Source organism: Methanomethylovorans sp. (assembly GCF_050177135.1).
Taxonomy (GTDB): Archaea; Halobacteriota; Methanosarcinia; order Methanosarcinales; family Methanosarcinaceae; genus Methanomethylovorans.
In genome coordinates this window covers 1-3614 of sequence record NZ_JBFXHJ010000191.1, presented here as the reverse complement: position 1 = coordinate 3614, position 3614 = coordinate 1, and the positions used below count along the sequence as shown (strand labels likewise).

The window sequence follows — 3614 nt, the reverse complement described above, 5'->3', positions numbered from 1 at the left end:
GATCCTTTTAAAAGTTATTGCCAGGAAAAGCAAAAACCTTGTTTTCAAATTGAATTTGAGGATTCCCCCACCCATGATCAATGAATGAACTTTTTCCGGATATAGTACGGCAAATCGTAAGCATATCAATGAACTAAAGGAAAAGCCCAGAAAATGAGCTTGTTCAATTTTATAGTGATCTAATGTACTATTTATAAACTTACAAACCTTATCCAGGTCCAGATCTTCATTTTCATTCCTCTTATGCATTTCCAGCACAAGCAGGTTATAGTACTTTGAAAAGAAATCTATTTGTTTTTTCCAGGTCCTTGCACTACCTCCAAAACCATGGACCAGTATGATCCAGTGAACTGAAGCGTTCTTGTAGTAAACTTCGGCATCAAATATCTTTTCTTCTGCCATCTGTTATTCCTTTCTTAAAAGTATGATACTTCAAGAATCTGGGGAAGTTTTTCCGGACGTGCTCCGGCATTTTTCTGAATAGCTCCTCAGACATTCCTTCCCACTCTCTGGCCCTCTCAAAACTCTTCATTGCCAGAGCCTCAGCGGATTCCGGATTGGCCATATGTGTCGACCTTGCCCCACCGGCATTCACCACATCGATGATGGCCTGAGGATTATCGATCAATGGGCAGGGCCTCAATGGATTTTGTGAGAATGGCTGTGCATTTCTAAAGGCAGTGAAGAATTTAGACCTGAGGGCTTCAGCAAGCGATACCTCGTATATGTTCGAATCAGAGTAATGACAGAATGCACAGGGCTCCACATCACCTTTAGCATTTATATGGACAAAACCAACACCTGCGCCAATACAACCGAAAGACAGATGACCATTGTTCCAGAAATCTATGATCACATAATCATGTTTTATACAGTAATCCCTGATCCGTTCCTGTACGTATGCTCTTTGCTCTGCAGTGCATACTAAAGAAGTGTCCGCATTGCTCCCCACAGGGATATACTGGAACAGCCAGCCGAACCAGGCGCCTTTTTGACGCATATGGTCGAGGAATTGATCACTGGCTATGGTCTTGTAGTTCTTGGAATGATAGCAGGATGAAAAAGCAAATGCAATACCTCTGGACCTTAAAATATCCATAGCTTCGATCGCTTTATCATAAACACCCGTTCCTCTTCTGAAATCGGTTTCTTCTTTTGTCCCTTCAATGCTTATGAAGACATTCAAATTACCCAGTGCAGCCATTTCATCAGCAAACTTTTCATCGATCAACGTTGCATTGGTAAATGCCCCGAATGTCATTTTGCTATGTTCTTTGCATAATTTCAGAATATCATCTTTCCGGAGTAAAGGTTCACCGCCTGTCATTAAACAGTCCATGATCCCCAATTTTTCAGCCTGGTGCAATATATCGTCAAACTTCTCATAAGATATATTGTGACCGCTTTCATAATCCTGCGACCAGCATCCTTTACACTTCAGATTACAGTTGCTGGTCGGGTCTAGCAGAAGAACCCTGGGGACAGAACATTTGTTTTTAAATCCATTATATAGCTCTTTCAAAGTAATGAAATTGCCCATGGTCAAATGCGTTGTGATCCCTTTTGCAAAAAAGAATTGCTTACTCCTGTAGATGTAAGCTTTATGATGTGGAAAAGGAGGTATTTCCTCTCTTTTTCCGTTGATCATCAAATATTTCAATTTCAACCCCCTTAGAACTTACTTTGCAGTTACGGATACTTTTTGTGGAATAACTCCATCAAATACGAACTCGCCCTCCGGATTAGATGTCAGGCTGGTTATTTCAAGTCCGGGGACAACCGTATAGATACGGGGGAAGTATTCTTCCATTGTGTCTACGCTGTCCTCTTCCAGATATTTATCCGGGAGTGATACCGCTCCTAAATTGAATGTTTCGGGATCTCCGCTTAACTGATTGTTCGTAACGCTGATGTGCCCTTTACTATAAATGTTCAGTGTATCAGGCAGCGGAAGGGGAACGTCGTCTGCAACATCTGAATATAGATCTGTCTTAAGTCTCTTTATGTCAGCAGTACTCGATCCTTCCATGGTCCCATCGGGCAGGACTTTTACCTGAAGGTTATCAAACCACCAGAACCCCGGAGCAAGCTCATTTAATAAAGCAGTAGCCTCCTCATTAGTTAAAGTGAATTCTTTTCTTTCATATTCTGAGAATTCAAAATTGTAATCATGGATCGATTTCTTTTCACCGTTGTCTTCATATTGTTCTTTATACTCTTCCAGTGCTTCTCCGGTCAAACCTTCATATTCGACCTGAATACCGGTTTTTTCCAGAGCGCTGACGTAATCCTCATGAGTATATTCAACCCCCAGATCTTTAGGTCCTAATAATGAAAAGCTTGCATAGACCCAGGATACACTAGCTAAGATCAATACAAATACTACTAAGAATATATATTTGAACTTTCCTTTTTCGCTGCTCATTGTATTACCGCCATTATCGTGCAATTATTATAATAGTCTATATTCTATTCTATTTAAAATAATACCCTAAATACAAAAGACGAAAGCCATCAATTTACCTATTGGATGCAACAATATTTATACGAAATGTCAGTATTTTTATATTATTGTGAGATGATTACTTTAGGATTAAAACCTAAATTATAAAATAAGTCGATAGAATTACTGATCGGTCTTGAGAAAATGGAAGAAAGATCATCTGTTCAGAGAAATACCAACCCGGCGTATACTACCCTTAAAGATTGGGTCTTAAAAGAATCGATCCCTGTTTCCATCGATGCGTCGGAAACGTTCAGCTCTCCTCTTGACAAGATCATCGCCTCACTTGATGACGCTGTAGAACTGGTAGGCTTTGGCGAAACTCTCCACGGTGGCGAGGACATTCTGTTACTCCGCAACCTGCTATTCCAGCGCCTTGTGGAGAAGCTTGGTTACAGCGCCATCGCCATCGAGAGCAGTTTTCCCAGAGCACGTGTAGTGAATGAGTACATAGCTGGCCGAGGAGCGGCATCTTATGAAGAAATACAGGAAGTAGGGTTTAGCCACGGTTTCAGGAGCTTAGAGGCAATTCGTGAACTTGTGGAATGGAAGCGGGAATATAACGCTGACCCTTCCCAACAAGTCAAGCACCGGTTCTACGGTTTTGATAGCCCTACGGAAATGATGTACGCGGACAGCCCAAGGCAGGTCTTGCTTTTTGTACTGGACTACCTCAATTCGATCGATAGTATCAGCGGCAAATATCATAAAGAACGGATAGAACCGCTTCTGGGCAATGATCCTGAGTGGGAGAACCCTGCCGCAGCAATGGACCCGAAGTTATCGGTGGGTCTGTCACCAAGTGCCACTGAACTTAGAATCGAGACGGAAGATCTCATATCGGAACTAATGGAACAGCGTCCCGGATTGGTAGCTGAGAGTGACGAAAGTCTGTATCTGGAAGCAGTACAATATGCCATGCTGGCCAGGCAGTTGCTGAACTATCACGGTGTATTGGCCCGGGACTCCGAAAACCGGCTGGTGAGGCTTCTCGGCATTCGCGATACGATGATGGCAGAAAATCTGCTGTATATAGTATCCCGTGAGCGATACAGAGGAAAAGTGTTGGCTTTTGCTCACAACAGCCATCTGCAGCGGGGAAAGGCCCATA

Annotated in this window: 4 protein-coding genes; 1 reads left to right on the top strand and 3 read right to left on the bottom strand. The window is 42.5% G+C overall.

Going from position 1 to position 3614, the window contains the following annotated elements:
• The 3 genes from AB7U21_RS11245 to AB7U21_RS11235 form a co-directional block, all read right to left on the bottom strand.
• On the bottom strand, window positions 1–402 hold a 402-nt coding region (locus tag AB7U21_RS11245; RefSeq protein WP_428389114.1), incomplete at its 3' end, for an alpha/beta fold hydrolase.
• Window positions 380–1660, bottom strand: a complete 1281-nt coding sequence (locus AB7U21_RS11240; protein WP_428389112.1) for a radical SAM protein — start codon at window positions 1658–1660, stop codon at window positions 380–382. The genes AB7U21_RS11245 and AB7U21_RS11240, both read right to left, overlap by 23 nt.
• A gap of 18 nt (window positions 1661–1678) precedes the next feature.
• The gene (locus AB7U21_RS11235) at window positions 1679–2425 is read right to left on the bottom strand and encodes a hypothetical protein (protein ID WP_428389110.1); all 747 of its coding nucleotides are present in this window, start codon (window positions 2423–2425) and stop codon (window positions 1679–1681) included.
• Window positions 2426–2647: 222 nt separating this feature from the next.
• On the opposite strand from AB7U21_RS11235, the gene AB7U21_RS11230 reads away from it, so the two are divergent.
• Window positions 2648–3614, top strand: a 967-nt coding sequence (locus tag AB7U21_RS11230; protein ID WP_428389108.1) for an erythromycin esterase family protein, incomplete at its 3' end; no start/stop codon positions are given.